The sequence below is a fragment of the Catellatospora coxensis genome (assembly GCF_016862635.1).
In the GTDB taxonomy this organism is placed as follows: domain Bacteria; phylum Actinomycetota; class Actinomycetes; order Mycobacteriales; family Micromonosporaceae; genus Catellatospora; species Catellatospora coxensis.
Genome location: NZ_BONI01000002.1, coordinates 17,100 through 43,303, shown reverse-complemented (window position 1 = coordinate 43,303; position 26,204 = coordinate 17,100). Strand labels below are relative to the sequence as shown.

The following is a 26,204-nucleotide window of genomic DNA, read 5'->3' as shown; positions in this document are numbered from 1 at the left end:
GGCAGTCAAGGAGGGAAATCCCTTAAGTGGAGGGTCAGCGGCGGCGGTCGAGGCCGTCGAGGATCAGGTCCAGTCCGAACTCGAACTCCGCCTGCTCGTCGCACCAGCCCAGCGTCGCATCAGGATCGACGTGCATGACCTCGCTCAGCATGCCGACCAGGTGGGGCAGCCGCGCCGCCATGGCCGCCATGACCGGATCCGGCTCGCCGGTGGTCGGCCCGTCACCCGGGCTGAACAGCTCCTGGCTGAAGCCCAGCGCCCGGCTGCCGAGCGCGTGCATCGCCCGGTGGGCCAGGTCGTTGGAGAACCCGCCGTCGCGCATGATGCCGACCAGGCCGTCGTAGTACAGCAGCACCGCGGGGCTGGTCGTGGTCCGCGACTCGAACACCGCGGGCGCCCACCGGTGCCGCAGCAGCAGCCGCCGGGCCGTCAGGATGCGCTCGCGGGCCGCGCCCTGCCAGGCCGCGCCGCGGGTCGGCAGCGTGATCCGGCCGACGGCCTCGTTGATCTCGGTCGCGATGACGTCGACGACGCCGTCCAGGACCTGCTCCTTGTTGGCCACGTGGTGGTAGAGCGACATCGCCTCGGCCCCGAGGCTCTCGGCCAGCCGGCGCATCGTCACCGCGGCGATACCGCCCTCGTCGGCGATCTCGATCGCCGCCCGCAGCACGCGGTCCCGGCTCAACGCGGGCCGTGACTCGGTGCGCCTGGTTCGGGTAGCCAACGACATCAGCCCTTCACTCGCAGCTCATCGTACAGCCAAGGTGATGAGCGCCCGACCACGCGAAGCGCTGACAATGATCGTCGCGGCCGGCCTGTAATTCCTGGCGCGCGGCTCGACAAGTACCCGTCGACAGCGCGACTCACGGAGGTGCCATGCGAGAACGGCAAGAACGGCTGACGGAACTGTTCCGCAGACATGCCGACGACATCCACGCGTACGCGACGTGGCGGGTCGGCCGCCAGGACGCCCCGGACGTGGTCGGCGAGGTGTTCCTGGCCGCCTGGCGGTCCCTGGACCGGATCCGCGCCGGCGAGGAACGCGGCTGGCTGTTCGGCGCGGCCCGCAACATCGTGCTGGCCCGCCACCGGCACGGGGCCGCCTCGGCCGCCCTGGGACAGCGCCTGGTCACCCTGGCCGTCGAGGAGTCTGAACGGGACGGACTCGCCGACGACGTCGCCCGCCGCGACCACGTATGCCGGGCTCTGGACGCGCTCGGCGAGCGCGACCGCGAAGTCCTGATCACCGCGAACTGGTTCGACCTGACCCCCGCCGAGGCCGCCCGGGTCCTCGACATCTCCCGCCCGGCCTACCTGGTCCGGCTGCACCGCGCCCGCAACCGCTTCCGCTCGGCATACCAGCAGGTCGCCGGAGCCGAAGACCACCCGTCGGCAGTCCGCAATCCGTTGGCAGTGTGAGGAGCGCCATGAACATCGACGAACTGGTACGCGCCACCCGCCCGCGCACCTCGGCCGGCTGGGCGGGCAGCGCCGAGGGACGGCGGGTCCTCGACGGCGTCGCAGCGGCCCCGGCCGACCGAGCCGCACGGGTCAAGACCGGCCGGACACGGCGGCCCGCGCTGCGGATCGCCCTGGCCGCAGGGCTGCCGGCGGCCGCCCTGACCGCGGCGGTCGCGGTCTTCCTGGCCGGCGGCACCGGCACCGGCACGACACCGCCCCGGGCCGAGGGCACACCATCGCTCGGAGTCGACGTCACGACAGCGGCCTCCGCGGCTCCGGCACCGCGGACGGCCCGGCAGTTCTTCCTGGTCGCCGCCGAACGCATCGAGGCGGGCACCGCGACCAGCGGCCGCTACTGGGTGCTGGCCAAAGAGAACGCCCAACCGCTGCGCGTCGGCCCGGCGACCCGGCCGTATCACATCCGGTACGGGATGGAGAGAGCCTACTGGGACAACATGAGCACCGCGTACGCCGGCGCGGCCCGCAAACGCTTCGCCGGAGCCGCCCCGATCACCGCCGAGGACGTCGCGGCCTGGCAGGCGGACGGCTCCCCGACGCGGTGGGTCGTGATCGAAGGCAAGCTCGTCCTCACGCCCGATCCCGGGCCGTGGCGGCCCATGCCCGGCCGCCCCGCGCCCCGAGGTTCCGAGAAGCAGACCCACGCCCTGCCCACCTACGAACTGGCCGGCGGCCAGGTCACCCTCGCCCAGCTGAACGCCCTGCCCGCCGAACCACAGGCGCTACGGCGCACGCTGTCCGGAATGCTCGGCCGCAGCGAGGTGCAGATCGCCACCGACCACGCCCTCTTCGTGGCGGCGCAGCAGCTCGTCTCCGACCTGCCCGTGTCCCCGCGGGTACGGGCGGCGGCCTACCGGGTGCTCGCCGAGGTCAAGGGCGCCACGGTGCTCGGCACCGTCCAGGACCAGCACGGGCGCACCGGCACCGCGGTCGGCTTCGTCCGCAAGGACGACGGGGGCAGGTGGTACCAGACCCGCCTGATCGTCGACCTGACCACCGGCAAGGCGCTCGCCGAGGAGATCTGGGACCTCGGCGCGGGCCGCAGACCGGCCGCCACCGGCACCCTGCGCAGCAGCGACCTCGTGGTGCGTGCCGAGTTCACCGACGAGGACCCGCCCGCGGTGAACTGACGGCGACGCGGCGGGCAGCTGCTGCTCGATGATCGCCGTTTCGGGTCGGGAACTGTGGCCAGACCGCAGGCCCTGACCTGAAACGGCGATCACCCGCCGTTCGCCGGCCGGTGCGCCTGCGCCGGGTCAGTGGCCGTCCTCAAGGGTGATCTCGGCGCCGGCCAGGACGCGGCCGTTGACCTGGATGTCGATGCGGTGCGGGCCCGGGTACAGCTGTCGCACGCTGACGTGCTGGAAGGTGTGGCGGCGGGTGACCTGGCGGGGGAGGCCGGGTTCGATGTCGGCCGTGGTCAGCTTGAACACCTTCGGGGCGCGGGGGCCGCGCGCGCCCGCGTGGTGCACGACGTAGTCGACGGCGGCCCGTACGCCGGTGTCGGCGGTGAGGGTGAACGCGATGGTGACCTGCCCGCCGATCGGCAGCGTGGTGGGCGTGACGGTCAGGCCGGTGACGGTGACGTCCGCGCCGTGGTCGAAGCCGAGCAGCCCCAGCGCCTCGGGATGACCCTGCTTGACCAGCGAGCGCAGCGCGTGGCGGATCACCCAGGCGGTGCCGTCGCCGCCGCTCGCGGCCCAGCGCCGGGCCGTGGCCAGGGCGACGTCGGGGTGGTCCTTGGTGATGTCGTTGAGGTGGTTGGCGACCGAGCGCCGCACGTACAGCTCGGGGTCGTCGTGCAGCCGGTCGAGCACCGGGAGGGTGACCTGCGGGTCGGCCAGCATCGTCACCCGGGACGCCCACGGCAGCCGGGGCCGGGAGCCTTCGGAGGCGAGCCGGCGCAGGTGCTGGTCGGGGTCGGTGGCCCAGGTGTGCAGCTGGGCGAGGGTGCGTTCGGGGTGCGCGGCCAGGTAGGGGCGGATCGCGAACTCGGCGGTGGCGTGCGGGGTCAGCGCGGCGAGGGCGGCCAGGGCGTCGTCGGGGTGGGCCAGGCCGTGCGCGGCGACGTAGTCGGTGGCGGGCCAGCCGCTCCACATGTCCAGCGGGCTCGCCGCGACGGCTTCACGCAGCACGCGTGCGGCGTGCGGGAACGGCTCGGGCAGGAACCGGGCGAGCTGCGCGGACACGGCCGACACGCGCTGCTTGAGCGCGAGCGGTTCCAGCCCTCGGCCGGCGGCGGCCCGGAAGTCCGCGGCGGGGAACGCGGGGTGCACCCGGGCGAGGGCCGCGGCCAGCCGCGTGATGCTGGCGTCGTCGATGTGGTCCTTGAGATCGGCCATGACGGTTGCGCTTCCCCTCCGTGCCCGTTCGCTCCGGCGCGCTGGTCGAGCCGGTGTGATCAGTAGACATGACCCCTCTGACATGCCCGGATACGGCGATGTGGGCAGCGGGCCGCCAGCGACCGGTCCTGTTCGTCGGTTGCGGCCTGTTCGGTTGATTTGTGCCGATACGATCCGGGGATGACCAGGTCGAGGGCGGGGGACTTCCGCCGTGCCGCAGTCGCCGGAGCCGCCGCCGTGCTGCTCCTGCTGGGCGGGTGCACGGTTCCCGTGGACACGTCGGCGGCGGCGCTGGCGCCGTCGGCCCCGACGCCGCAGGAGCAGGGCATCGCCGACATCGTGCGCAAGGCGATGGCGGACCAGTCGCTGCGGGCCGTCATCGTCAAGGTGACCAGAGGCGACCAGGTCGTGACGTCCCAGGCGTTCGGCGAGTCCCTCGACGGGGTGCCCGCCACCACGGACATGCGCTTCCGCAACGGCGCGGTCGTCTTCGCGTACCTCGGCACGCTGCTGCTGCTGTTCGTGGAGGAGGGCAAGGCCGGCCTCGACGACACCATCGACCGGTGGATGCCGGAGCTGCCCGAGTCCGGCAAGGTCACCCTGAAGATGCTGACGAACCAGACCACGGGTTACCCGGACTTCGAGACCGACCCGGGCTGGAACGCGGCCTTCAACGCCGACCCGTTCCAGTCGTGGACGTTCGAGCGGCGGCTCAAGTACGCGTTCTCCCGGCCGATCCAGTTCCCGCCGGGCACGAACTGGAGCTACGCGCACACCAACTTCATGATCCTCGGTGAGATCCTGGCGAAGATCGGCGGCAGGCCGCTCGACGTGCTGCTGCGCGAGAAGGTCATGGAGCCGATGGGGCTGCGGAGCACCGTCGGCAGCCAGACCGGGGCCGTGCCCGAGCCGGCGCTGCATTCGTACAGCTCGGAACGGCGTGTGGCGCTGGGCGTCCCGCCGAAGACGGCGTTCTACGAGGAGGCGACGTACTGGAACTCCGACTGGGGCACCCCGGTCGGCGCGAACCAGACGTCGACCATCGACGACATGGCGACCACCGCGATCGCGGTCGGCACGGGCAAGCTGCTGTCGGAGTCGAGCTACCGGGCGATGACCGAGCCGAACCTGCTGGGCTTCGGGCACGCGCAGGCCAACTGCGCGCCCTCGTGCTTCAAGCAGATCGTCGGGTACAACTACGGCCTGGGCGTGGTCCGCTCCGGCGACTGGATCCTGCAGGACCCGCTGGTCGGCGGGTACAGCGCGACGGAGGCGTTCCTGCCCCAGGAGAAGGTCGGCATCTCGGTGGCCACCACGTTCCTGCCCGGCGCGTTCGACTGCAAGGGCGTCTACCCGAACTCCAGCGACACCGTGTTCCGGCTGATCGGCGCGTACGTGGCCCCGGACCACGCCCCGCCGATGCCGCCGCCGTACAAGAAGGCCTGCTGAGGCGGCTCAGAACAGGGTCAGCGGCTCGACCGGCTCGGGCTCGGGCAGCGGACGCAGTTCCGGCACCCTGGCCCGCACCTCGTCGTGGAAGCGGCGGCACAGCTCGGGCACGTCGGCGTTGTCGGGGGTGTGGATGAACACGGTCGGCGAGCGCCCCTCGCGCAGCCAGCCGGTGACCGTCTCGACCCACGGCTGCCAGCCCTCGACGGTCGCGGCGGTGTCGTCGCGGCCCAGGTAGCGGATGATCGGCTGATCGGTGAGCGCGCGCGAGCGGTACGGCATGCGGGGCTTCCTGGTCCACGTTTCGCGCTCGGCGTCGCTGGTCGGCGGGGACCGGAAGAGCACGCGGGTGTCGAACGGCACCCATTCGGCGTTCGCCGCGGTGAGCACGTCCTCGAGCAGCCGCGCCGAGCGCTGCTCGTCGAAGAACGCGCGGTGGCGGACCTCGACGGCGTACCGGTGCCCGGCGGGCAGGCCGCGCAGGAAGGCGGCCAGCACGGGCACGTCCGAGGGGCCGAACGAGCTCGGCAGCTGCAGCCAGACGGCGTGGTTACGGGGGCCGAGCGGTTCGACGGCGTCCAGGAAGGCGCGCAACTCGGCGTCGGCGCCGATGAGGCGGCGTTCGTGGGTGATCAGTTTGGGCAGCTTGGCCACGAACCGGAAGTCCGGGTCGGTCTGCTGCGCCCAGGTGGCCACGGTGGCCCGTGCCGGGGTGGCGTAGAAGGTGGTGTTGCCTTCGACCGCGTTGCACCAGCCGGCGTACGCCCGCAGCCGCTCCTCGGCCGTGGCCGGATGCGGCAGGAAGCGCCCCTGCCAGGCCTTGAGGCTCCACATCGCGCAGCCCACGTGCAGGGCAGGGGCGCCCGTGCCGTTCACTTGTCGTCCGGGGTGGCCGGCGCGGCCTGGGGCAGACGGGCCTTGCCGCGCCGGGCGGCCGGTGCCGACGGCGGCGGCACGACGGGCCCGATGTCGCCGTCCGGGGCCTCGTCGAGATCGACGACGACGGGGGCGTGGTCGCTGGGGCCGGTGCCTTTGCGGGCGTGCCGGTCGACCCAGGCGGCCTTGACCCGTTCGGCGACCGGTGTGCCGGCCAGCACCAGGTCGATGCGCATGCCGAGGTCCTGGTGGAACATGCCGGCGCGGTAGTCCCAGTAGGAGAAGACGCGCTTGTCGGGCCAGTGGTCGCGTACGACGTCGTGCAGCCCGGCCGCCTGGAGTTCGGCCAGGGCTGCCCGTTCCGGGGCCGTGACGTGGGTCTGGCCGACGAACGCTTCGGGGTCGAACACGTCGGCGTCGGCCGGGGCGATGTTGATGTCGCCGGCCACGATCACGGCGTCGGGTCCGGTGGCGACGAGGTCGCGCAGGGCCTTGAGCCAGGTGAGTTTGTACTGGTAGTGGTCGGAGTCGGGGGTGCGGCCGTTGGGCACGTACACCGAGTGCACGCGGATCCCGCCGCAGGTCGCCGACACGGCCCGCGCCTCGGGATGGGGGAAGCCGGGGCCGCCGGGGATGCCCGTCACGACGTCGTCGAGCCCGACCCGGGACAGGATCGCCACGCCGTTCCAGCGCGCCTCGCCGTGCGCGGCGTACTCGTAGCCGCGGTCGGCCAGCTCCTTGCTCAGCAGCTCGGCGAAGGCGGCGTCGGCGAGCTTGGTCTCCTGCAGGCAGAGCACGTCGGGTCGCCGCTGGTCCAGCCAGGGCAGCAGCCGGGGCAGCCGCTGCTTCACCGAGTTCACGTTCCAGGTCGTCACCCGCATCTGATCCACGATATACGCCGTGGCGGCGGCCGGGCCGGTCGTGCCGGCACACGCGGACGCGGCGGGGACCAGCCCCGCCGCGTCCGCTCAGTGGTGATCAGCAGGCGTTGGTGCGGAAGTCCGAGATCGCCGTGCCGCTGTAGCCGCAGGTGAACGGCGTGAAGCGGGAGTCCTGGTTGAGCCAGCGCTTGAACCAGGAGACCAGCGCCCGCGAGGTGGTCGCGTTGGTGGTCTGCGGGAAGAAGTGGCTGGCGCCGTTCAGTTCGACATAGCTCTTCTGTCCGCCGAGGGAGTTGTAGAACGGGATCGAGTGCGAGCTGACACCGGCGACCGAGTCGTTCTCGCCGCCGATGATCTGCACGGGCTCGGTGACGTTGTTCCAGGTCTTGTCGGAGTTCCACGGCGCGAGCGGCACGCCGGCCTTGACGTTGCCGGTGGTGTCGGCCGCGAGGGCCTCCAGGGTGCCGCCGCCGCCCATGGAGTGGCCGGCCACGCCGCGGCGGCTGCCGTCGGCGCGGGAGGTGATGGCGCTCGGGGCCGAGTTCACGGCCCAGTTCAGCGCGGCGAGCAGTTGGCTGCCGCGGCTGGCGGGCTGGTCGTAGACGCTGTTGGTCTCGATGCCGACCACGACGAAGCCCCAGGAGGCCAGGCGCGGCCCGATCCAGCTGATGCTGGACCAGCGGGCGGTGAAGCCCGGGGACACGGCGACGACCGGGTAGCGGCCGGCGGTGCTCGGGTAGTACGCCACGCCGCCGCCGAAGCCGCTGACGAGGCTGGAGATGTTGTAGGTCGACACGGAGAAGCTGCCGTTGCCGGTGATGTTCGACGAGGTCGGCGCCTGGCCGATCTCGTCGGCGTACGCCGGTGCGGCGGCGCCGAGCGCGGTTCCGCCGGCGAGAGCGGTGGCGACGAAGGCGGTGGCGATCAGGCGGGTGAGCCGCCGGCGGGGGGACGAGACGGATTGCTGCACTGTTCCACTCCTGACGGTGAGGAACCAGCTCCCCAGCAGCGGTGCTGCGGGGGACGGGAAGCTGGTCGATCGAGCAGTGGAGTCAGTTTCATCGATGTTAACGGGACCGGCATCGGCAGAATCACCGGTCGAACCGGTGGCATCCCGGCGTTGGTGCCAATCCGGGCGATGGGCGGAATCACCGGCCGGGCGGCGGCGGGGCGGTGCTGCTGCGCACCTGCAGGCGGGTGGGGACCAGCGCGGTGCCGGGCCCGGTCTCGCCGCTGTCGATCTGGCGCAGGATGCCCTCCACGCACCGGCGGCCGACCTCGGCGAAGTCCTGGTGCACCGTGGTCAGCGGCGGGATGAAGGAGGTGGCGTCGGGGATGTCGTCGAAGCCGACGACGCTGACGTCGGCGGGCACGGCGCGGCCGCGCTCGTGCATGGCGCGCAGCACGCCGAGGGCCATCTGGTCGTTGGCCGCGAAGACGGCGGTGCAGCCGGGTTCGTCGGCCAGGGCGAGCCCGGCCCGGTAGCCGGATTCGGCCGACCAGTCGCCGCGCAGCGGCGGCGGGATCTCGCGCCCGGCGGCGGTGAGGGTGTCGCGCCAGGCCTGGGTGCGCCGCTCGCCGGCGAAGGACTCCTCGGGGCCGGTGACGTGCCACACCGTGCGGTGGCCCAGTTCCAGCAGGTGCTCGACGGCCTGGCGGGCGCCGTCGGCCTGGTCGGTGTCGACGACGGCATACCGGTCGCCGGCGTCGGAGTCGACGACGACCACCTGCACGTTCGGCGGTAGGGTCACCGTCGCCGCGTCGAGCAGGTGCACCTCCATGATCACGATCACGCCGTCGACGGCGAGCTCGCCGAGCCGGGTGAACGCGCCGAGCACGCTGTCCTGGGTGGGCACGGCGACGGGGATGAGCGTGATGGCGTATCCCTGCAGCGCCGCGTGGGTGGCGATGGCCTCCAGGGTGCGGCTGTTGCCGGTGCTGGACAGGGTGAACAGGATCACGCCGATGGTGCGGAACTGGCCGCTCTTGAGCGCGCGGGCGGCGCTGTTGGGGCGGTAGTGCAGCTCCTTCATCGCGGCGAGGACCTGCTGGCGGGTGCTGCCGACGACGCTGGGGTGGCCGTTGGCCACGCGGGAGACGGTCTGCGAGGAGACGCCGGCGAGCTTGGCCACGTCGGCCATCGACACCCGGGTCGCCTTGGGGCGGCTCATCTCCCGTGCTCCCTTCGCGCGGCTCCGCCGGGGCGGTCGAGTGCTCCGGGTAACGAATCCGAAACCGCTTCTTGACGGCCGTTGGCCTCGGTGACACTATCACCGAGCTGATGTTTACGTAAACATTACGCAGCGTGACGAAATCACTCCTATTCGTGTAGATGTGGTGTGATTCGGCAGCGGCGCTATGTTTGCGTAAACATCTGGCCTGACCAGCCACTCTTGAGGATCTGCCGGAAGGAGGAGACATGACGGTGCTTGCCCCGCCGACCATCTCGCGCACCGGCCAAGCCGCCCCCAGACCACCGCGCCGCCGCCGGTCCTGGACGGGATGGGCGTTCGTCGGCCCGTTCATGGCCGTGTTCGCGTTCGTCTTCGTCGCGCCCATCGCCTACGCGCTCTACCTCAGCGTGTTCCGCACCCGGCTGATCGGCGGGACCAGCTTCGTCGGCCTGGAGAACTACCAGCAGGCCTTCACCGACCCGCAGTTCTGGTCGGCGACCTGGCGGGTGACCCTGTTCCTGCTCGTCCAGGTGCCGATCATGCTGTTCCTGGCGCTGCTGGTCGCCCTGGCCATCGACAGCGGCCGGCTCTACGGCAAGGCGTTCTTCCGCGTCGCGGTGTTCATGCCGTACGCCGTGCCCGCCGTGGTGGCGACGCTGATGTGGGGCTTCATGTACGGCTCCCGGTTCGGCCTGATCGGCAACATCAACGACGCGCTCGGCGTGATGCTGCCCGACCCGCTCTCCCCGGACCTGGTGCTCGCCTCCATCGGCAACATCGTCACCTGGGAGTTCGTCGGCTACAACATGCTGATCTTCTACAGCGCGCTGCAGGTCGTGCCGAAGTCGCTGTACGAGGCCGCCGAACTCGACGGCGCGAGCCAGCTCCAGGTCATCCGGTCGATCAAGATCCCGGCGATCAAGGGTGCGCTGCTCATCGCCACCATCTTCTCGATCATCGGCAGCTTCCAGCTCTTCAACGAGCCCAGCATCCTGCAGAGCCTCGCGCCCAACGCGATCACCACGTACTTCACCCCGAACATGTACGCGTACTCGCTGTCGTTCTCCGGCCAGCAGTACAACTACTCCGCGACCGTCGCGATCGTCATGGGCGTGCTCACCATGATCGTCGCCTACGCCGTCCAGCTGCGTGGCACGCGGAAGGACAGGTAGCCATGACGACGCAGACCACCCCCGTCACCGCCGCCGCGCCGACGGCACCCGCCCGCGGCCGCGTACGCCGCAAGGAACAGCGGCGCAGCCCGCTGCTGACCGCGCTCACCGCCATCATGCTGATCTACAGCCTGGTGCCGCTGGTGTGGCTGCTCATCAACGCCAGCAAGACGCAGGAGGGCCTGTTCAGCTCGTTCGGGCTGTGGTTCGACGACGACTTCGCCCTGTTCGACAACATCCGCGCCACGCTCGCCTACGACGACGGCGTCTTCGTCCGGTGGCTGCTCAACACCCTGCTCTACGTGGTGCTGGGGGCGGGCGGCGCGACCGCGCTGGCGACGCTGGGCGGATACGCCCTGGCGAAGTTCGACTTCCCCGGCAAGCGCGGCGTGTTCGCCGTCGTCATCGGCGCGGTCGCCGTGCCCGGCACCGCCCTGGCCGTGCCCACGTTCCTCATGTTCTCCAAACTCGGGCTGACCAACACCCCCTGGGCGGTGATCATCCCGTCGCTGATCTCGCCGTTCGGCCTCTACCTGATGTGGACCTTCGCGGCCAGCGCCATCCCCGGCGAGCTGCTGGAGGCCGCGCGCGTGGACGGCGCGGGCGAGCTGCGCACCTTCATCCGCATCTGCATGCCGCTGCTCGCCCCCGGCATCGTCACGGTGGCGCTGTTCACCATGGTCGCGACCTGGAACAACTACTTCCTGCCGCTGATCATGCTCAAGGACCCGGACTGGTACCCGCTGACCCTGGGCCTCAACGCCTGGAACGACCAGGCCGCCACCGCCGGCGGGCAGGCCATCTTCCACCTGGTCATCACCGGCTCGCTGCTGACCATCCTGCCGCTGCTGGCCGCCTTCCTGTTCCTGCAGCGCTACTGGCAGTCCGGCCTCGCCGCCGGCGGCGTCAAGGACTGACCCACCGACCTCACCGCTCACGAAATGCGCCACACCCCGTTTGAGAGGACACCGATGTTCACCAACCGACGCGCGTTCCTGCGCACCGCGGCGCTCGCCACCGCCGCGATCACGACCGCGGCGCTCGCGGCCTGCGGCTCCGACGACGGCGGCGACACGACCACCCCGGTCACCGCCGACCAGGTACAGGCCGCGCTCGACAAGGGCGGCTCGATCACCGTCTGGGCCTGGGAGCCGACCCTCAAGCAGGTCGTCACCTCGTTCGAGGCCAAGTACCCCAAGGTCAAGGTCAACCTGGTCAACGCGGGCACCGGCAACGACCAGTACACCGCGCTGCAGAACGCGATCGCGGCCGGCTCCGGCGTGCCGGACGTCGCGCAGGTCGAGTACTACGCGCTGCCCCAGTTCGCCCTGGGCAAGTCGCTGACCGACCTGGCCGCGTTCGGCGCGGGCGAGCTCGACGGCACCTTCACCCCCGGCCCGTGGTCGTCGGTCAAGACCGGCGGCGGCACGTTCGGCCTGCCGATGGACTCCGGCCCGATGGCGCTGTTCTACAACAAGGAGGTCTTCGACAAGCACCAGATCGCGGTGCCGACCACCTGGGACGAGTACGCCGCGGCCGCCAAGAAGCTGCACGCCGCCGACCCGAAGGCCTACATCACCAACGACACCGGCGACGCCGGCTTCACCACCAGCCTGATCTGGCAGGCCGGCGGCAAGCCGTTCGCCGTCGACGGCACCAACGTGAAGATCAACCTCGCCGACGAGGGCTCCGCCAAGTTCGCCGGCACCTGGCAGAAGCTCATCAGCGACAAGCTGCTCGCCCCGGTCGGCTCGTGGAGCGACGGCTGGTACAAGGGCCTCGGCGACGGCAGCATCGCCACCCTGGTCATCGGCGCGTGGATGCCCGCCAACCTGGAGTCCGGCGTGCCCGGAGCGAAGGGCAAGTGGCGCGTCGCGCCCATGCCGCAGTGGACCGCCGGCGCCAACGCCGCGGCCGAGAACGGCGGCAGCTCGCTGGCCATCCCGAAGGCCGGCGCGAACAACGCCCTCGGCTACGCGTTCCTCAAGTACGCCACCGCCGGCGAGGGCGTGAAGATCCGCGTCGACAACGGGGCGTTCCCGGCCACCACCGCCGAGCTCAAGTCCGCCGAGTTCCTCGGCAAGGAGTTCCCGTACTTCGGCGGGCAGAAGGCCAACGAGGTGTTCGCGAAGTCGGCCGCCGACGTCGTGCCCGGCTGGTCGTACCTGCCCTTCCAGGTGTACGCCAACAGCATCTTCAACGACACCGTCGGACAGGCGTACGTGACGGACAAGCCGCTGACCGACGGCCTCAAGGCCTGGCAGGAGGCGTCCGCGAAGTACGGCAAGGACCAGGGCTTCACGGTCGGCTGACCGCAGCCCCGCGTCGCGGGCGGACCACGAATCCGTCCGCTACGTACCCCGCGCCGCGGGCGGAACACCCCGACCGTCCGCGGCGCGGCCCTGGCCCTACCGCACAACCCCTTGCAAGGAGCTCCCCGTGACCCACCCCGCCCGCCCGCAGTGGCTGCGCCGGCCCGACAACGTGGCGCCCGGCCTGGCCTACGGCGCCGACTACAACCCCGAGCAGTGGCCCCGCGAGGTGTGGCGCGACGACGTACGCCTCATGCGCGAGGCCGGCGTCAACATCGTCTCGCTCGGCATCTTCTCCTGGGCGAAGCTGCAGCCCGCCGAGAACGCCTGGCGCTTCGACTGGCTCGACGAGGTCATGGGCCTGCTCTACGACAACGGCATCGCCGTGGACCTGGCCACCGCCACCGCCTCCCCGCCGCCGTGGCTGACCGCCAAGCACCCCGAGATCCTGCCGGTCAACGCCCGCGGCGAGACGATCTGGCCGGGCGGCCGCCAGCACTGGCGGCCCACCTCGCCGGTCTTCCGCGAGCACGCCCTGGCCCTGGTCGAGAAGATGGCCGCCCGCTACGCCGGGCACCCGGCGCTCACCGCCTGGCACGTGTCCAACGAGCTGGGCTGCCACAACGTCTACGACTACTCCGACGACGCGGCCCGCGCCTTCCGCGACTGGCTCCAGGCGCGATACACCACGCTGGACGCGCTCAACCACGCCTGGGGCACCGCGTTCTGGTCGCAGGAGTACAGCGACTGGGCGCAGATCCTGCCGCCGCGCCTGGCCGCCACCCACCCCAACCCGACCCAGCAGCTGGACTTCAAGCGTTTCTCCTCCGACGCGCTGCGGCGATACCTGCGGGCCGAACGCGACATCCTGCACCGGCACACCCCGGACGTGCCCGTCACCACCAACTTCATGGTCATGGGCGGCACCAAGGGCATGGACTACGCCGCCTGGGCGGCCGACGTCGACTTCGTGTCCAACGACCACTACGTCGAGCCCGGCCCGCAGGCGTTCGACGAGCTGTCCTTCTCGGCCAACCTGACCGGCAACATCGCCGGCGGGCGGCCGTGGTTCCTCATGGAGCACTCCACCAGCGCCGTCAACTGGCAGCCGGTCAACGTCGCCAAGAAGGCCGGTGAGCTGGCCCGCGACTCGCTGACGCACGTCGCGCACGGCGCCGACGCGGTGTGCTTCTTCCAGTGGCGGCAGTCCGCGGCGGGCGCGGAGAAGTACCACTCGGCGATGGTCCCGCACGCCGGCGCCGACAGCGACGTGTTCCGGTCCGCCGCCGCCCTCGGCGCGACCCTGCGCGACCTCGCCCCCGTCGCCGGCGCGAGCCGCGAGCAGGCCCCCGCCGCGATCCTCTTCCACTGGGAGTCGTGGTGGGCCGCCGAGGCCGACTCGCACCCCACCGACCGCCTGCGCTACCGGCAGGAGGCCCTGGACTGGTACACCGCGTGCCTGAACCTCGGCATCCGCGCCGACGTCGTGCCGCTGGGCACGCCGCTCGACGGCTACTCCCTGGTCGTCGCGCCGATGCTGCACATGGTCACCGAGGCGGTCGCCAAGGACCTGCGGGGGTACGCCGAAGCCGGCGGTCACCTGGTCACGACGTACTTCTCCGGCATCGTCGACGAGCACGACCACGTCTGGCTCGGCGGCCACCCGGGCGCGCTGCGCGACCTGCTCGGCGTACGCGTCGAGGAGTTCGCGCCCCTGCTGGACCACGAGACCGTGACGCTGGACGACGGCCTGTCCGCGACCCTGTGGACCGAACGCGTCCAGGTCACCGGCCCGGACGTCGCCGTGCTGTCGTGCTACACGACCGGCGAGCACGCCGGCCACCCGGCCGTCACCCGCCGCACCGTCGGCGAAGGCTCGGCGGCGTACGTGTCGACCCGCCTGGGGTCTCGGGGTCTCACGGCAGTCCTGGACGGGCTGGCCAGGGCCGCGGGCGTGACGAGTGAGCTGCCCCTGGAGTCGCGCGGAGACGTCGAGCTGACCGTGCGCCGCCGTGGTGCGGAGCGCTTCGCGTTCCTCGTCAACCGCACCGACCGCCCCCTCACGGTTTCCGACCTGCCCGGCGAACCGCTCCTGGGAGCGCGGAGCACGCAGGGCGAGCTGCCGCTACCAGCGCGGGGTGTGCGCGTGGTGCGGCTGGCCTGAGCGTCGACCGGGGACGGGCCGGAACCGCGTGCCAGCGGTCCCGGCCCGTCCCCGGCGGTGCTCAATGGCGGTACTCGTGATGGCGCCACAGCATGGCGGCGAGCATCGCGGGCAGCATCAGCAGGTGGCCGCCCATCATCAGCGCCTCACCGGAGACGGCTCCGAACCAGTAGGGCACCAGCAGGACCAGGAACGGCACGTACATCGCGGCGGACATCTCGGCGATGGGCGCCCAGCCGTGCCGCCGGAACCGCATCCACAGCGCCATGCCGATCGTCATGTTCGTCGCCATGACCAGCACGCTCGCGACGGTCAGGTCGGCCAGGCCGGGCCACGCCAGCGACCACAGCGGGCCCAGCGCGACCATCCCGACGACCATGGCCACGACCATCTCGACGAAGTGCAGGGCGAAGCGCAGGTTCTTGCGGGCGGCCGAGCGCGGGGGCTGTTCGGCGGGGGCGGTCGAACCGGTCGAGGTTGTCATGACAGCCATCCTGGACCGGCCGCGTCGTGCGCACAGGTGCCGGAAGTCACGGTCTGGGTCATGGGACGGACCGGACCCTGTTGATCGTGGCGGCTACGCTGCCGCCCGTGTCGCTGGGACAAGACAATGTGCCCCTCCCGACCGCCCTGCGGCGGCTGTGGTGGCGGCTGCTCAACAGTTCGTGGCTGGTGCTGCCCTTCGTCGGCCTGGCCGGACCGGCCTTCCTGCTGATCGGGCTGCTGGCCCGCCGCGCCTGGTGGTGGGCGCCCGGCATCGTCTACACCGCTGTCGTCGGCACGGGCGCGGCGCTGATCGCCGCGGCGGACACCCCTGGCTGGGCGCCGTCGATGGTCGCCGCCACCTGGCTGGTCAGCCTCCTGCACGCCGGGTTCGTCAACCTGTCGTGGCTCGAATGGCGTGCCGGCGACGCCGACTGGCGCACCAAGGGCTGACCGCCGCCGGCCGCGACGGTGGCCGGCTCGGGTCACAGCAGGCCGAGCGAGCGGGCCCGCAGTGCCGCCTGGGTGCGGTCGCGGGCGTCGAGTTTGACCAGCACGCCGCTGACGTGGTTCTTCACCGTGCCCTCGGCCAGGAACAGCGCGGCCGCGATCTCCCGATTGGACCGGCCGTCGGCGAGCAGGCGCAGCACGTCCAGTTCCCGTTCGGACAGCGGCACCACCAGCGGCTGCGGCCGGGCCGCCGGCTCCTCGGCGGGCAGCCGGGCGAACCGGGCCACCACCTTCGCGGCCACCGACGGCTGCAGCACCGCCTCGTCGCGGGCGGCGGCGAGGACCGCCTCCACCAGCCGCGCCGACGACACGTCCTTGAGCAGGTAACCCAGCGCCCCGGCGCGCAGCGCCGCGAACACGTCCTCGTCGTCGTCGAACGTCGTCAGCACGATGACCCGTACGCCCGGGTGCTCGACCCGCATCCGCCGGGTGGCCGCGACCCCGTCCAGGACCGGCATGCGCAGATCCATCAGCACCACGTCGGGCCGCAGCTCGGCGGCGCGGTCCAGGGCCTGCGCGCCGTCGCCGGCCTCGCCGACCACCACGATGTCGTCGCGCACGCCGAGCAGCACGGCCAAGGCCTCGCGGAACAGCGACTGGTCGTCGGCGAGCAGCACCCGCACCGGCGCGCCGCTCACCCGGGCACCTCGACGCTCAGCGTCGCGCCCTCGCCGGGCGTGGACTCGATGCTCATCCGGCCGCCCGCGTGCGCGGCCCGTTCGCGTACCCCGAGCAGGCCGTAGCCGGGCAGCTCGGCCGGGTCGGCGGCCAGGCCGCCGCCGTCGTCGCGGACCTCCAGCCGCACGGCGGCCGGGCGGGTGTAGTCGAGGACCAGCGCGGCCCGGGTCGCCCCGGCGTGCTTGCGCACGTTGGTCAGGCCCTCCTGCGCGGCCCGGTAGAGCGACTCCTGGGCGGCGGCCAGCAGCGGCCGGGCCTGGCCCGCGATGTCCAGGCTGGTCGGCACCCCCGACGCCGAGGACTGCTCGACCAGTTCACGCAGCGCGTCGGCCAGCGGCGCGCGGGGCCGCGGCTCACGCATCGCGCCCACCGAGCGGCGCACCTCCGCCAGCGCCTCCTCCGCTTGGACCTGAGCCTTGGCCAGCACCGCGTCGGCCCGGTCCGGGTCCGTGCCCAGCACCGCCCGCGCGGCCTTCACCTGCATCTGCACCACGGTGAGCGAGTGGCCGAGCCCGTCGTGGATGTCGCGGGCGACCCGGTTGCGCTCCTGCGCCACGGCCAGCTGCTCGACCCGCAGCGCGTACTCGCGCAACTGCTCGTGGGCCAGGGTCAGCTCCTGGCGGGCCTGCCGCTCGCGGGTGATCAGACCGGTGAGCACGGCGGCGAACGCTGCCGCGGCCAGCATGCCCAGCGCTTCCCGGAGCCCCGCCCGCCACTCCATGCCCGTGTGCGCGAACGGGACCAGGGCGACGATCACCAGCGCGCCGCGCGGCGGCAGCAGCAGCACACTCTGGCTCACCAGGACCAGCAGCAGCAGGATCGCACCCACCATCGCACCCGAGGTCACGAAGACGGCGTACCCGAGCAGCAGCTGCGCCGCGACGAACGCGATCCGCGGGCCGCGCCGCGACCCTCGGCGCACCCGGCTGAAACCGGCCGTGGCCGTCGCCGTGTACACCACGCCCAGCACCACCGCCGCGACCGGATCGTGCGGCATACCGGGCGGCGGCTGCGCCACGGCGACCCCGGCGACCAGCGTCAGATACGCGGCCACGGTCAGCGCGTGCAGAGCCCGATACACGCCTCCACTGTGGCCCGTCGACCGCCACCGGTCAACGAGCTAGCCCTGCGCGGGCGACTGCGTCCACGACGCCAGCAGTTGGGCGACCTCGGTGGTGCGCAGGTGGTCGTCGGTCTGCACCGCGCGCATGTCGGCCAGCACCGCGGTCAGCTCGCCGACCGCGCCCGTCACGTCGCCGCCGCGGTGGCGCAGCTGCGCGTGCAGCTGCCGGGTCCGCAGGGCGCGCGGGTGGGTGGGCCCGAACACCTGCTCGACGACCGCCTGCAGCTCGGCCAGCGCCGCCATGCCCGCGGCCGGGTCGTCGGCCAGGCCGGTCCAGTAGGCCAGGTTGGTGCGGAACGTCAGCGTCGTCGGGTGCCGCGGTCCCAGCGCCCGCTCGGCGTCCTGGGTGGCCACCCCGAACTCCTCGACCGCCGCCGCCGGCTGCCCGGCCAGACCGCGCCAGTAGGCCAGGTTGTGCCGGGCCGTCAGCGTGTCGTGGTGCAGCGGCCCGTGCACGGCGACGAGCCCTTCCACCGCCCGCTGGTACGTCCGTACGGCCAGCTCCGCGTCCCCGGCCTCGCCGATCCACCGGCCCAGGTCCGACAGGGTGCTGACGGTGTCCGGGTGCGCCGGGCCGCGCCGCCGCGCCAGCTCGTCGGCCAGCGCACGGAACCCGTCCCGCGCCAGGGCCGGGTCGCCCGACATCCCGTGGCACAGCGCGACGTACCGCCGCGCCGACAGGGTCAGCGGGTGGTCGTCCCCGAGGACGGCCGTGGCCTGCGCGAGCAGCGGCACCATGTCGGCCAGCGTCGTGGCGGGCGCGCCGAGCTCGAACGGCTGGAGCCCTTCGTGCAGCCGGATCCACAGCGTGTCCGGGTCGTCGGCGCCCAGCAGCCGCTCGGCCTCGCCCCGCAGCCGGGTCAGCTCCGTGTGCGCCGCGGCGGGGTCGCCGAGCTCGCCGACGGCCTGGGCACGCTGCGCCGCCAGGAAGATCACGTCGCGGTGCCCGTCGCCGAGCCGCGCGCGAGCCTGCTGGAGCAGGCCCTCCACGTCGTCGCGGGCCGCGGCGGTGCGGCCCACCGCCATCAGGTGCTCGCCGAGCCGCCGCAGCACCGGGTGCATGCCGCCGTGCCACAGCTGCTCACCGGCCGCCCGGCGCAGCGCCAGCAGGCTGTCGTACAGGGCGGCCACCGGCAGGCCGGTATCCGGGGCCGCCCACGCCTCGTCCAGCGCGTCCGCGGCGGCGCGGGCCAGTCCGGGCAGTTCGGCGTCCGGGACGGACTCCCGCACCGCACGCTGCACCAGCGCGTGCATCGCCACCGTCGCCGTGTCGTGGGTGAGCAGGCTCAGCCGGTGCAGCGCCCGCAGCGCCGCCAGCGCCTCGCGCCGGTCCGCGCCGATCCTGGCCCGGGCCGCGCCCGTCAGCAGCAGCTCCTGCGGCACCCCCTCCGGGGCCAGCAGCGACACCAGCTCCAGCAGCCGCTGCGCCGTGCCCGGCTTGGCCAGCGCGGCGGCCCGCTGCGCCGCCAGCTGCCAGGTGCTGGCCACCGTGCGGTCGTGGCCGTCGGCGGGGGAGGACGGCGGGAACAGGTCGGCCAGCCGCTCGCGCTCGTCGTCGAGCAGCCGCCGGTATGCCGCCACACCCGTGCCGGTGTCGATGAGGAACGCCGCGGCCTGCGACAGCGCCAGCGGGAAGTGCCCCAGCGCCGCCGCCAGCCCGGCCAGCTCTCCGTCCGGCGGCGGCGCGCCGTGCCCCGCCGCCGGATCCAGCGACAGCCGGTTGCGCAGGTAGTCCACCGATTCCGGGCCGGTGAACATGCCCACCCGCACGACCCGGGCCGCCGGCCGCAGCACCATCGCGTCGCGGCGGCGGGTCGTCACGATGCTGCGCCCGTGCTCGCCGATCGGCCACAGCCCGTCCAGGTCGGCCGGGTCGTCGGCGTCGTCGAGCACGACCAGCCACGGCTGCGGCGTCGTGCGCAGCCACGCCACCAGCAGGTCGGCCTGCGTCTCCTCGTCGTGGCCGTAGCCGTCCGGGTGCGCCGCGCGCCCGGCGGCGGCGGGCCGGTCCAGGGCACCGCCGGAGACGGCACGCCAGACCCGGGCATAGCCGGCCAGCAGCGACTGCCGCGACGACGCCGACACCCAGGCGAACAGGCCCCCGCTGCCGCGCGCCCGGTGGAACGCCGCCGCCGCGAGCTGCGACTTGCCTGACCCGCCCGGCCCGGTCAGCAGCACCTGGCGGACCGCGTCGTCGCGCAGCGCGCCGTCGATGGCCGCGGCCAGCTCCGGGCGCTCGCGCAGCGAGGCGGCGTCGCTGGGCGGGCGGCCGACGACCAGCTCCGCCACGGGCTCGGCGGCCGGTGCGGTGCGCGCCGGAGCGCGCTGCTGCTCGTGCGCGGCCCGCCACAGCTGCCGCCAGCGCTGCAGCGACTGGCCCGTCGCCGAGCCGCCCGCGGCCGTCTCCACGGCCTGCACGAGCGCGTGCACCTGCTCGAAGTCGCGGGGCACCGACCGGCCGTTGATCCACTCGCCGATCCGGCGGGCGTTGACGGCGATCCGCCGCCCCGACGGCAGCGCGATCCCGCTCGCCCGGCGGGCCAGCACCTCATCGGACACGTCGGGCAGGCGGCGGCGCAGCTGCGCCAGCGCGGCCGTGAACGCGATCCGGGGCACGGAGTCCTGATCGTGCGAACGCTCCGCCATCGTGGCCCGCGACCCCCTCCCCGGTCCGTCGACGATCTGATTCTAGGATGCGCCGATGTGGACGGTCGGCCCGCGCCGGTCACCGGACCGGCCCGCACCGGGGAGCGGGCGCAGCCGTTGCCTACCTGCGCTGAGCTGGCCGTACGGCGGTGCGGTGAGCGAGCTGTCCGGCAGGGCGGCGGTGGCGTGCGGCTAGCGTCGGCGCGCCGGGCGTGTCCCGCCGCGGCGCACGCCAGGCACGCCCACGAGTGGAAGGCATCGGTGACCATGCGCAAGCTGAGTCCGCAGGACCTCGACCGGCTGGTCCGTTCCCACCGCAACCTGAAGATCTCGGTCTGGGTCTTCTGCTTCGCCATGATCGGGGTACTGGCCCTGCTCATCGCCAACAATCTGATGATCTCGCCGGCATGCGGCACGGCGGTCGGTGTCGGCATCGGCGCGCTGCTGCTCATCCCGCAGAAGCAGTTGCTGGCCGAACTCGGTCTCAGCCGGCAGGAGGCCAAGCAGATCCTGCGCGACGAGCGCAAGCGGCGAAAGAGCGCCGCCGCCTGAACCCGGGGGACGGGACGGGCCCTCGGGGCGGCGAGGGCCCGTGCCCCGGCGCGGCTGTCCGGCGGCGCCGCATCACGGCAGTTGCAGGCTCACGATGCCGAGTTCGGTGCCGACGACCAGGTGGGACGCGTCGCGTACGGCGACGCAGTGCACCGTCGCGTTGAGCCGGATCCGGGTGCCGCCGAGCGGCCGGTCACCGGTCTCGCCCGGTGCGGGCCGCACCCACAGCGTCTGGTCGGCTCCGCCGCTGACCACCACCGTACGGTCACCGCGCCGGTCGATCGCGGCCGCGTGCACCCAGCCCTCGTGGCCGGTGAACGTCGGGCCGACCGGCTCGCCCGTGGTCGCGTCCCAGGTCCGCACGGTGCCGTCCCGTCCCGCCGACACCACCAGCAGCCGGTCCCCGGACTCGCCCACCGCGACGGCGTTGACGTCGGCGGCGTGCCCCGTGAACGGCTCCCCGACCGGCTCCCCGGTGCGGGCGTCCCACAGCCGTACGACGTGGTCGTAGCCGCCCGACACCACGATCGGGCGGCCGCGCAGCGACGCGAAGGCGACCGCGCTGACGTAGCCGTGGTGGGCGTCGACGGGCGGGCAGCGCAGCTTGCCGGTGGCCGCGTCCCAGATCTGCACCTTGTGGTCGTTGCTGCCGGACACGATCACCGGATGCCCGTCCAGCCGCCCGAACACGACCGCGTTCACCGAGCTGCGGTGGCCCGTGAACGGCTCGCCGACGGGGCGGCCGGTGCCGGCGTCCCAGATCCGCACGGTGCGGTCGTCGCTGGCGGAGACGACCACGGTCCGGCCGTTGACCTGCCCGAACGCGACCGAGCGCACGCCGTCGGTGTGGCCGGTGAGCGGGGCGGCCAGCGGCCGGCCGGAGGCCGCGTCCCACAGCCGCACCGTGTGGTCAGTGCTGCCCGACGCGACGACCAGGGCCCGGTCGAGGCGGCCGAACGCGATCGCGGTGACCGGGCTCAGGTGCCCGGCGAACGGGGCCGCGACGACCTGCCCGGTGGCCGCGTCCCAGGCGCGCAGCGCGCGGTCCGCGCCGCCCGCGACGACGATCGGCTGGCGGCCGAGCCGCCCGAACGCCACCGAACGCACCCCGCCGGGCGTCGCGTACAGCGCGCTGACCGCCTCCCCGGTGACCGCGTCGCTGACCCGCACCTGCGCGCCCGCGCCCCCGGCGACGACGATCGGCTGCCGGCCGAGCTGCCCGAACGCCACCGACCGGATCGCCCCGGCCCCCGTGACGGGTTCGCCGACCGGCTCGCCGGAGTCGGCGTACCACACGCGCACCGTCTCGTCGTCGCTGCCGGAGGCCACCGCGGGCAGCCCGTCGACGGTCCCGAACGCCACCGCGGTGACCGCGCCGGTGTGGCCGGTGATCGGCTCACCGACCGGCTGGCCGGACGCGGCGTCCCACAGCCGCACCGTGTGGTCGTCGCCGCCGGAGGCGACGACGGCCGCCCCGTCGAGTTCGCCGAAGGCCACCGCGTTCACCGCCCCCGTGTGCCCGGTCAGCGGCGGTCCCGCCGCCCGCCCGGACGCGGCGTCCCACAGCCGTACCGTCTCGTCCGGGCCTGCGGCGGCCACCACGGCCCGGCCGTCGACGCTGCCCAGGGCCACCGAGCGGACCGGGCCGGCGCCGGTGATCGGATCGCCGGCCGCCCGCCTGGACACGGCGTGCCACACGCGCACCGTCTCGTCGTCGCCCGAGGCGACCGCGGGCTGCCCGCCGACGGTCCCGTACGCCACCGCGGTGACCGCGCCGGTGTGGCCGGTGATCGGCTCGCCGACCGGCTGGCCGGACGCGGCGTCCCACAGCCGCACCGCGCGGTCGCCGCCGCCGGAGACGACGACCGGCTGCCCGGCCAGGTCACCGAACGCCACCGCGTCGACCGTGCCGGTGTGGCCGGTGAAGGGCTCGCCGACCGGCTCGCCGGACACCGCGTCCCACAGGCGCACCGTCTCGTCCTCGCTGCCCGAAACGATCACGGGCCGGCCGTCGCGGACGCCGAACGCCACCGACGACACCCAGTCGGTGTGGCCGGTGAGCCGGACCCCGATCTGGCGTCCGGTGACCACGTCGGACACCTGCACGGTCTGGTCGCTGCTGCCGGACACGACGACCGGCTGGGAGCCGCGGCGGCCGAACGCGACGGCGTTGACGTGGTCGGTGTGCCCGGTGTAGACGTCCGCGACGAGCCGTCCGGTCTCGGCCGACCACACCTGCACCGTCCGGTCCTCACCGCCGGAGATCACGATCGTGTCGTCGCCGAGCCGTCCGAACGCGACGGCCTTCACCCGGCCGGTGTGGCCGCCGTACGGCACGTCGAACAGGCTGCCGGTGCTCGCCTCCCACAGCCGCACCAGGCCGTCGGCGCCGGCCGTCGCCACGACGCCCTGCCCGCGCACGTCCCCGACCGCCACGGCGTAGACCCCGCCGGCGTGCCCGGCCAGCGGCCCGGCGACGACCTGTCCGGTGGCCGCGTCCCACACCATGACACCGTCGTCCTCGCCCCCGGACACGACGACGGCGCGGCCGTCGAGCCGTCCGAACGCGACCGTGCGCACCGGCCCGCGGTGGCGGTTGGGCCGTCCGGGCAGGGGGCGGCCCGTCGTCGCGTCCCAGCGCCGCACGGTGCCGTCCCGGCCACCGGACACCACGACCGTCTGATCGTCGACCTGTCCGAACACGACCGAGGTGACCCAGTCGGTGTGGCCGGCCAGCGGCTCGCCGAGCGGCCGCCCCGTCGCGGCGTTCCACAGCCGAAGCCTGCGGTCGCCGCTGGCCGACGCGACGACCGCCCGGCCGGCGACCTCGCCGAGCGCGACGGCGGTGACCGGGCCGCGGTGCCAGGTCAGCGTCTGGTGCGGCGGGTGCATACGCCAGGACGCCCAGTGCGCGGTCCAGGGCAGCGGCAGGCCGCTGGCGGTGATGTCGTCGGCCAGGTGCGGGGCTCGCGCGCACCGGGCGGCGAGCTGCAGGTAGGCGGCCCGCTCGGCCGGGTGGGCCTGCATGCGGCCGATCGCGCGCCGGTACGCGTCCGCGGTCGCCCACGCCTGCGGGGTGCGGACCCGGTGCAGCGCGGTCAGCAGCGGCTCGGCCGGGGTGTCGGTGAGCAGCCGGGGCTCGGCCAGCAGCATGTCGAGGCAGTCGGCCTGCACGGCGTGGCCGGTGATGGCGGCCGCGGTGTACGGATGGGCCATCGCCCAGTCCCGGGTGCCGTCGAGCCGCCGCGGCACCCGGTCGACGAGCATGTCGAAGATCGCCCGGTGGTCGGCCCGGGTGATCGCCGCGGCGTCGGCCCTGGCGTCGCCGTCGTCGGGCAGGTCGTGGGGGACCGCGCCGTGGCCGGCCCGGCGCTCGGCGAGCAGGTGCTCGGCCAGCGCCGCGTGGTAGAGGCGGTACACGGAGCTGTTGGCCAGGCGCGACTCGATGATGTAGTAGCCGGCGTTCTCGACCAGCCAGTCCAGGTCGCGGTTGCCGCACGGGCGGCCGGTCAGCCGGGTCACCAGGCGCGGCCACAGATCCTCCCACGGCAGCCCGGACGCCTGCGCGTAGGCCAGCGGCAGCAGCAGGTCCCGGGCTCGGGCCGCGTCCGCGCCCAGCCGTTCGTCGAGGTCGCGGCTCATCGCTCCGGCGGCCTCCCGCGGCAGCGAGGCCCGCCAGACCGGGTCGTACGGGTCGGCCACCGGCTCGTCCTGCAGGGCGAGGCTGCGGGCGGTGATCAGGGCGACGAGGAACGAGTCACCGGCGGCTGCGGCGACGGCGTCGACGACCGCGGCCAGGTACTCGGGCCGCTGCCTGCGGTAGGGCGACGTCTCGACCAGCTCGATCAGGCACGAGCGCACGTACGCGTGCAGGCTGGGCTGGTCGGCGTAGCGGGCCCGGTCGAGGTTGACGACTTCGACCGGCTTGCCGAGCGGGCCGATCAGGTGCCGGCGGGTGCCGATCAGCAGCCGCAGCGGCGTGCGGTGCGCGGCGCGTACCAGCGGGGCCAGCACCTGCTTGACCATCGCGAGGCCGGTGACCGTGGTGTCGCCGGCCTCGCCGGCCGCCTCGTCGACGCCGTCGATGACGACCGTGACCGGCGCGGTCCGGCTGCGCAGCTGCGCGACGAGCTTGCCCGGCGAGTCGATCGCGGCGATGTCGTCGACGCCGCAGGCCTCGGCCAGCCCGGCGAGCAGCGCCACCGGGGTCAGGCCGCGGGCGTGGATGAACCGGCTGATCGACTCCCGCGGCGGGATGGTGTCCGGGGGCAGCAGGTGCACGTCGGGCACGCGGGCGCTGCGGCCCGGGTCGGCCAGCGTGTCCAGCCGGGCCAGCAGCGCGGACTTGCCCGAACCCGGATCGCCGGTGATCACCAGGGTCGGTGGCGGCGGGTGCCCCGCGGCTTCGGCCAGCCAGGCCGAGGCGCGGCGCAGGGCGGCGTGCCGCCCGGTGAACAGCCACAGGTCGTCGCGCTCGGACGCCGGGTCGAGGCCCTGCCCGATGCGCTCGCTGCGCTCCCGTTCGGCCCGCCGCGCGTCCTGCTGCAGCCGCAGGTCCCGGGTGCGCACGTCGAGGTCGGCGTACCACTGGCTGTACAGCCGGTTCGGGAAGAACTCCCCGGCCCGCTCGCCGAAGTAGAGCAGGCGGGCGTGCTGGCTGACGGCCGCGCCCGCCGCGGCCTCGGCCATCTCCGCGTTCACCTGCGTGATCAGCGGCTCCAGCGGCAGGAACGGCACCTCGTGGCCGGCGATCGCCCGTTCCTGCACGGCGCGCGCCAGCGCCTGGGTGAACGTGCCGACCCCGGCCTGCTGGTAGTCGCGGGCCGCCACGATCACCGCGACGGCGGGCCCGCTGGCCGTGCGGCGCAGCCGGTCGACGAAGCCCACCGCCCCGGCGGCCAGTGTGCCACCGGCCGCGCCCGCGTAGCAGGTGTCCAGCACGAACAGCAGCCGCTGGCCGACCATCTCGCCGGGCGCGTAGCTGTCGAGCAGGCGTCCGGTCAGGTCCCCGGCGTGCAGGAAGCTGTACGAGCGGTCGGCCGTCGCGTCGGCCATCGGCAGCAGCAGCTCCGTCCCGGACCCGGCCACCTCGCCGTGCCCCGTGTAGTACACCGCGATCATGTCGTCGGGCAGGCGCTCGGGACTGCGCAGGAAGGCGCGCAGCCGGCCGGTGAACGCGACCGCGCTCAGGTCCGTGCCGAAGTCCGGCACCACCTCGTAGCCCAGGCCGGTGAACAGCTCGGTGGCCCGGCGCAGCTCGTCGACGAGTTCGGGCAGGTCCACCAGCTCGGTCGCCGGGGCGTACACGGTCGTCGCCGCGCCGATGAAGTACCGCCGCGCCACCGGACCGCCCTCCTGCCCGG

At 73.5% G+C, this 26,204-nt stretch carries 20 protein-coding genes; 9 read left to right on the top strand and 11 right to left on the bottom strand.

The genetic code is table 11. The features are described 5' to 3' along the window. Positions 1–34: 34 nt before the first annotated feature. Positions 35–730: a TetR/AcrR family transcriptional regulator gene (locus tag Cco03nite_RS01595; protein WP_203688092.1), complete on the bottom strand. Its 696-nt coding sequence runs from the start codon at positions 728–730 to the stop codon at positions 35–37. 146 nt (positions 731–876) lie between these two features. Between Cco03nite_RS01595 and Cco03nite_RS01590 the strand changes: the two genes are divergently transcribed. Both Cco03nite_RS01590 and Cco03nite_RS01585 read left to right on the top strand, forming a co-directional pair. After that, on the top strand, positions 877–1,419 hold the full coding sequence (locus Cco03nite_RS01590; protein WP_203688091.1) for an RNA polymerase sigma factor: 543 nt from the start codon (positions 877–879) through the stop codon (positions 1,417–1,419). A gap of 8 nt (positions 1,420–1,427) precedes the next feature. Beyond that, positions 1,428–2,609 carry a CU044_5270 family protein gene (locus Cco03nite_RS01585; protein WP_203688090.1) on the top strand — a complete coding sequence of 394 codons (1,182 nt, stop codon included), beginning with the start codon at positions 1,428–1,430 and terminating at the stop codon, positions 2,607–2,609. Positions 2,610–2,735: 126 nt separating this feature from the next. Here the strand turns inward: Cco03nite_RS01585 and Cco03nite_RS01580 are convergent, their stop codons facing one another. Further along, a complete protein-coding gene (locus Cco03nite_RS01580; RefSeq protein ID WP_203688089.1) occupies positions 2,736–3,821 on the bottom strand; it encodes a DNA alkylation repair protein in 1,086 nt (361 codons plus the stop codon). A gap of 180 nt (positions 3,822–4,001) precedes the next feature. Between Cco03nite_RS01580 and Cco03nite_RS01575 the strand changes: the two genes are divergently transcribed. After that, the gene (locus tag Cco03nite_RS01575; RefSeq protein WP_203688088.1) at positions 4,002–5,270 is read left to right on the top strand and encodes a serine hydrolase domain-containing protein; all 1,269 of its coding nucleotides are present in this window, start codon (positions 4,002–4,004) and stop codon (positions 5,268–5,270) included. Positions 5,271–5,276: 6 nt separating this feature from the next. Here the strand turns inward: Cco03nite_RS01575 and Cco03nite_RS01570 are convergent, their stop codons facing one another. The 4 genes from Cco03nite_RS01570 to Cco03nite_RS01555 all read right to left on the bottom strand — a co-directional run bounded on the left by Cco03nite_RS01570 (position 5,277) and on the right by Cco03nite_RS01555 (position 9,198). Beyond that, positions 5,277–6,146, bottom strand: a complete 870-nt coding sequence (locus Cco03nite_RS01570; protein WP_506272203.1) for a DUF72 domain-containing protein — start codon at positions 6,144–6,146, stop codon at positions 5,277–5,279. Then, positions 6,143–7,027: an exodeoxyribonuclease III gene (locus tag Cco03nite_RS01565; RefSeq protein WP_203688087.1), complete on the bottom strand. Its 885-nt coding sequence runs from the start codon at positions 7,025–7,027 to the stop codon at positions 6,143–6,145. Before Cco03nite_RS01565 ends, Cco03nite_RS01570 begins: the two co-directional genes overlap by 4 nt. A gap of 97 nt (positions 7,028–7,124) precedes the next feature. Then, on the bottom strand, positions 7,125–7,997 hold the full coding sequence (locus Cco03nite_RS01560; protein WP_203688086.1) for an alpha/beta hydrolase family protein: 873 nt from the start codon (positions 7,995–7,997) through the stop codon (positions 7,125–7,127). A 178-nt stretch (positions 7,998–8,175) separates the two neighbouring features. Then, positions 8,176–9,198: a LacI family DNA-binding transcriptional regulator gene (locus tag Cco03nite_RS01555; protein WP_239167033.1), complete on the bottom strand. Its 1,023-nt coding sequence runs from the start codon at positions 9,196–9,198 to the stop codon at positions 8,176–8,178. Between the two features lie 248 nt (positions 9,199–9,446). Here Cco03nite_RS01555 and Cco03nite_RS01550 point away from each other — a divergent pair, with 248 nt between their 5' ends. From Cco03nite_RS01550 to Cco03nite_RS01535, 4 genes are all read left to right on the top strand, one after another. Then, positions 9,447–10,373, top strand: a complete 927-nt coding sequence (locus Cco03nite_RS01550) for a carbohydrate ABC transporter permease (protein WP_203688085.1) — start codon at positions 9,447–9,449, stop codon at positions 10,371–10,373. Between the two features lie 2 nt (positions 10,374–10,375). Further along, positions 10,376–11,290, top strand: coding sequence for a carbohydrate ABC transporter permease (locus tag Cco03nite_RS01545; RefSeq protein WP_203688084.1), 915 nt, complete (start codon positions 10,376–10,378; stop codon positions 11,288–11,290). A 54-nt stretch (positions 11,291–11,344) separates the two neighbouring features. Then, complete coding sequence (locus tag Cco03nite_RS01540; RefSeq protein WP_203688083.1) at positions 11,345–12,685, top strand: extracellular solute-binding protein; 1,341 nt, start codon at positions 11,345–11,347, stop codon at positions 12,683–12,685. A 127-nt stretch (positions 12,686–12,812) separates the two neighbouring features. Next, on the top strand, positions 12,813–14,849 hold the full coding sequence (locus Cco03nite_RS01535; RefSeq protein WP_203688082.1) for a beta-galactosidase: 2,037 nt from the start codon (positions 12,813–12,815) through the stop codon (positions 14,847–14,849). A 61-nt stretch (positions 14,850–14,910) separates the two neighbouring features. Here Cco03nite_RS01535 and Cco03nite_RS01530 read toward each other — a convergent pair whose 3' ends face one another. Further along, positions 14,911–15,333 (bottom strand): hypothetical protein, encoded by a 423-nt coding sequence (locus tag Cco03nite_RS01530; RefSeq protein ID WP_203688081.1) that lies wholly within the window; start codon positions 15,331–15,333, stop codon positions 14,911–14,913. 107 nt (positions 15,334–15,440) lie between these two features. On the opposite strand from Cco03nite_RS01530, the gene Cco03nite_RS01525 reads away from it, so the two are divergent. Further along, on the top strand, positions 15,441–15,785 hold the full coding sequence (locus tag Cco03nite_RS01525; RefSeq protein WP_203688080.1) for a hypothetical protein: 345 nt from the start codon (positions 15,441–15,443) through the stop codon (positions 15,783–15,785). Positions 15,786–15,817: 32 nt separating this feature from the next. Here the strand turns inward: Cco03nite_RS01525 and Cco03nite_RS01520 are convergent, their stop codons facing one another. The 3 genes from Cco03nite_RS01520 to Cco03nite_RS01510 are packed head-to-tail and all read right to left on the bottom strand — an operon-like array spanning position 15,818 to position 20,289. Beyond that, entirely contained in the window at positions 15,818–16,480 is a 663-nt protein-coding gene (locus tag Cco03nite_RS01520; protein ID WP_203688079.1) for a response regulator, read from the bottom strand. After that, entirely contained in the window at positions 16,477–17,601 is a 1,125-nt protein-coding gene (locus Cco03nite_RS01515) for a sensor histidine kinase (RefSeq protein ID WP_203688078.1), read from the bottom strand. Before Cco03nite_RS01515 ends, Cco03nite_RS01520 begins: the two co-directional genes overlap by 4 nt. Positions 17,602–17,640: 39 nt before the next feature. After that, the gene (locus tag Cco03nite_RS01510) at positions 17,641–20,289 is read right to left on the bottom strand and encodes a tetratricopeptide repeat protein (RefSeq protein WP_203688077.1); all 2,649 of its coding nucleotides are present in this window, start codon (positions 20,287–20,289) and stop codon (positions 17,641–17,643) included. Between the two features lie 267 nt (positions 20,290–20,556). Here Cco03nite_RS01510 and Cco03nite_RS01505 point away from each other — a divergent pair, with 267 nt between their 5' ends. Further along, a complete protein-coding gene (locus Cco03nite_RS01505; protein ID WP_203688076.1) occupies positions 20,557–20,841 on the top strand; it encodes a hypothetical protein in 285 nt (94 codons plus the stop codon). A 72-nt stretch (positions 20,842–20,913) separates the two neighbouring features. Here Cco03nite_RS01505 and Cco03nite_RS01500 read toward each other — a convergent pair whose 3' ends face one another. Further along, on the bottom strand, positions 20,914–26,184 hold the full coding sequence (locus Cco03nite_RS01500; RefSeq protein WP_203688075.1) for an NACHT domain-containing protein: 5,271 nt from the start codon (positions 26,182–26,184) through the stop codon (positions 20,914–20,916). Between the last annotated feature and the right edge of the window lie 20 nt (positions 26,185–26,204).

What these genes read in the sequence shown, in the direction of transcription:
- Cco03nite_RS01595 (WP_203688092.1), bottom strand. Translation starts at nt 730, where the DNA reads ATGTCGTTGGCTACCCGAACCAGGCGCACCGAGTCACGGCCCGCGTTG.
- Cco03nite_RS01590 (WP_203688091.1), top strand. Translation starts at nt 877, where the DNA reads ATGCGAGAACGGCAAGAACGGCTGACGGAACTGTTCCGCAGACATGCC.
- Cco03nite_RS01585 (WP_203688090.1), top strand. Translation starts at nt 1,428, where the DNA reads ATGAACATCGACGAACTGGTACGCGCCACCCGCCCGCGCACCTCGGCC.
- Cco03nite_RS01580 (WP_203688089.1), bottom strand. Translation starts at nt 3,821, where the DNA reads ATGGCCGATCTCAAGGACCACATCGACGACGCCAGCATCACGCGGCTG.
- Cco03nite_RS01575 (WP_203688088.1), top strand. Translation starts at nt 4,002, where the DNA reads ATGACCAGGTCGAGGGCGGGGGACTTCCGCCGTGCCGCAGTCGCCGGA.
- Cco03nite_RS01565 (WP_203688087.1), bottom strand. Translation starts at nt 7,027, where the DNA reads ATGCGGGTGACGACCTGGAACGTGAACTCGGTGAAGCAGCGGCTGCCC.
- Cco03nite_RS01555 (WP_239167033.1), bottom strand. Translation starts at nt 9,198, where the DNA reads ATGAGCCGCCCCAAGGCGACCCGGGTGTCGATGGCCGACGTGGCCAAG.
- Cco03nite_RS01550 (WP_203688085.1), top strand. Translation starts at nt 9,447, where the DNA reads ATGACGGTGCTTGCCCCGCCGACCATCTCGCGCACCGGCCAAGCCGCC.
- Cco03nite_RS01545 (WP_203688084.1), top strand. Translation starts at nt 10,376, where the DNA reads ATGACGACGCAGACCACCCCCGTCACCGCCGCCGCGCCGACGGCACCC.
- Cco03nite_RS01540 (WP_203688083.1), top strand. Translation starts at nt 11,345, where the DNA reads ATGTTCACCAACCGACGCGCGTTCCTGCGCACCGCGGCGCTCGCCACC.
- Cco03nite_RS01530 (WP_203688081.1), bottom strand. Translation starts at nt 15,333, where the DNA reads ATGACAACCTCGACCGGTTCGACCGCCCCCGCCGAACAGCCCCCGCGC.
- Cco03nite_RS01510 (WP_203688077.1), bottom strand. Translation starts at nt 20,289, where the DNA reads ATGGCGGAGCGTTCGCACGATCAGGACTCCGTGCCCCGGATCGCGTTC.
- Cco03nite_RS01505 (WP_203688076.1), top strand. Translation starts at nt 20,557, where the DNA reads ATGCGCAAGCTGAGTCCGCAGGACCTCGACCGGCTGGTCCGTTCCCAC.